This is a genomic window from Streptomyces sp. NPDC005805 (assembly GCF_040630445.1).
Lineage (GTDB): Bacteria > Actinomycetota > Actinomycetes > Streptomycetales > Streptomycetaceae > Streptomyces.
Genome location: NZ_JBEXXN010000119.1, coordinates 1 through 2,655, shown reverse-complemented (window position 1 = coordinate 2,655; position 2,655 = coordinate 1). Strand labels below are relative to the sequence as shown.

Genomic DNA, 2,655 nt, shown 5'->3' with positions numbered 1-2,655 from the left:
ACTCTTCCGGATAGGGCTTGGGCACAGCGACATCCTTCCCACCTGCCTCACAGGGCAAGCCAGTTCAGATGTCACCCGATCGTGCACCAGACCCTCACGTTGACACGTGGTGAAGGACGAGGACGGCTTGGGCGACCGCTGTGATGCGATTGGTGCTGCAGCGGAGCTTGCGTAGGAGACGCCAGGCCTTCAGGGTGGCCGTTGGCCTGCTCGCCCAGGCAGCGGATCTTGGCGTGTGTGCTGTTGTGGCGGGCGTTGCCACTGCTTGAGGCGGCGTCCGCGGAAGGGTACTCGGATGGAGCCGCCGGCGCCCTGGTATGCCTTGTCGGCCCAGCACTTGAGGCTGGCGGTGTTGAGTGCGTCGATGATGCCGTGGGTGCGGGCGGCGGTCAGATCGTGGGTAGAGCCGGGCAGCGCGGGTGAAGCCCACAGCAGGCGGCCGAACGGGTGGGCGAGAACCTGGACGTTCATGCCGTGACGTTTGTGTTTGCCGGAGTGTACGGGGTGTCGGCGGCGATCCGGTCGATCGGCAGCAGGGTGCCGTCCAAGATCACGAACGCCTTGGTCCGCGCGACGCGCATCGCGTCGGCCAGGGCGGGTGCGAGGGCGGCCAGTACATCGATGGCCTCACGTATGTAGCGGTACGCGGTCGCGACGCCGATCCCGAACCCGGTGGCGAGCTGGGCATGAATGTCACCGCACCGCAGATGGGCCAGGGCGAGGAGAGCCTGGCGGCCGGCGGTCAGGCGCCGCCACCGGGTCCCGATCTCCCCGCGCCGTACAGCGAGTCGTCCGGTCAGGTACCGCAGGGTGCGACTGGACAGGCCGATCGACGACGGGTAGACAAGCACGCGAAGCTCCTGGCAGACGGCGAATCTTGGTCGTGAAACCGTCTACCAGGAGCTTCGTCGTTCCGTAGATCCGCCCAACACGCGGCCAGCAGTACCAGGTTGGAAAAGGCCCACTGCTTGGCGCCCTCGCCGCCGTCGCCCACCCACAACCCCAGGATCTCCCGTCGGCCCTCGGCGGTGACGGCCAGGACGACATAGATGGGCCGGTTGGCGACCGCGCCGTCGCGGATCTTGACGTGGATGGCGTCGATGAAGACGACCGGATGACGACGTCGAGCGGGCGGCCTGCCATTCGGCCATGCCCTCGAGCACCTTGTCGGTGATGGTGGAGATGGTCTGGCGGGAGACTTCGGCTCCATAGACCTCGGCCAGGTGGGCCTGAACCTCGCCGGTGGTCAGGCCCTTCGCGGCGAGTGAGATGACCATCTCGTCGACGCCGGTCAGGCGCTTCTGCCGCTTCTTGACGATCTTCGGTTCGAAGGAGCCGTCACGGTCGCGGGGCACGGTTGTCTCCACCGGGCCCACGTCGGTCAGCACGGTCTTGGAACGTTTGCCGTTGCGGGAGTTGCCGCCGTTCTTGCCGGCCGCATCGTGCTTGTCATAGCCGAGGTGGTCGGTGATCTCGCCCTCCAGGGCGGACTCCAGCAGCCGCTTGGTCAGTTGCTGCAGCAGCCCGCCCTCGCCTGTCAGCTGCAGCCCTCGGCCTGGGCCCGGTGCACCAGCTCGTCGATCAACTGGTCGTCCACGGCCTTCGCCAACACAGCCATTACCGACTCGACGGACTTGGGATCGGGCACGCTCTCACTGGTCATCGATGCATCCTCCATGATCGGGAGTTACACCGAACGTCTTGGACGTCATCTCATTTGGCGGGTTCGGTAGGCTCTCGGCCGTGGTGGGGATCGTTGAGCGGCTGGTGCCGGATGAGTTGTGGGAGCTGTTCCGGCGTGTGGTGCCGAAGGCGCCGACGTGACCTCAGGGCGGTGGACGACGGCGCCATGGGGACCGCGAAGTCCTGGCTGCCATCGTGTTCGTAGCTACGTCAGGCTGCACGTGGCAGCAGTTGCCGACGGCGTCGTCCGGGCCGTCCGGGGCAACGGCTCATCGGCGCTTCGCCGAGTGGACGAAGGCCAGGGTGTGGGCCAAGCTCCACCGCCTGGTCCTCGACGAACTCGGCTCCCGCGGTGAGCTGGACTGGTCCCGCTGCGCGATCGACTCGGTGAACATGCGGGCCCTGAAAAGGGGGACCTGACGGGTCCGAATCCTGTGGACCGGGGCAAGTACGGCTCGAAGATTCACTTGATCACCGAGCGGACCGGTCTGCCCCTGTCTGTTGGAATCTCTGGCGCGAACCTGCACGACAGCCAGGCCCTGATCCCCCTGGTCCAGGGCATTCCGCCGATCCGTTCCCGCCGGGGCCGGCGGCGACGCGGGCCGGGAACGCTCCACGCCGACAAGGGCTACGATTACCCCCGCCTGCGGCGATGGTTACGCGGGCGCGGCATCACCCACCGCATCGCACGGAAGGGAATCGAGACCTCGCAGCGACTGGGCCGCCACCGCTGGACCATCGAGCGCACGATGGCCTGGCTCGCCGGCTGCCACCGCCTCCACCGCCGCTACGAGGGCAAAGCCGACCACTTCCTCGCCTTCACCAGCATCCCCTGCACCCTCATCTGCTACCGCCGACTCGCCAAATGAGATGGCCTCTTAGACCGTGTCCTATGTGGTGAGGCGTCGTTGATGTCGGTATGGGGCGGGGTACTTGGAGTTGGATTGTTCCGGACGGGCTGTGGGAGATCGC

At 66.8% G+C, this 2,655-nt stretch carries 3 pseudogenes; 1 reads left to right on the top strand and 2 read right to left on the bottom strand.

What is annotated here, in order from left to right:
* Nucleotides 1-94 precede the first annotated feature (94 nt).
* Nucleotides 95-851: pseudogene (locus ABZ457_RS30590) on the bottom strand (transposase family protein).
* A gap of 110 nt (nucleotides 852-961) precedes the next feature.
* Nucleotides 962-1,618 (bottom strand): annotated as a pseudogene (locus ABZ457_RS30585) (transposase); the annotation flags it as partial.
* 134 nt (nucleotides 1,619-1,752) lie between these two features.
* On the opposite strand from ABZ457_RS30585, the pseudogene ABZ457_RS30580 reads away from it, so the two are divergent.
* Nucleotides 1,753-2,552 (top strand): annotated as a pseudogene (locus ABZ457_RS30580) (IS5 family transposase).
* Nucleotides 2,553-2,655 lie beyond the last annotated feature (103 nt).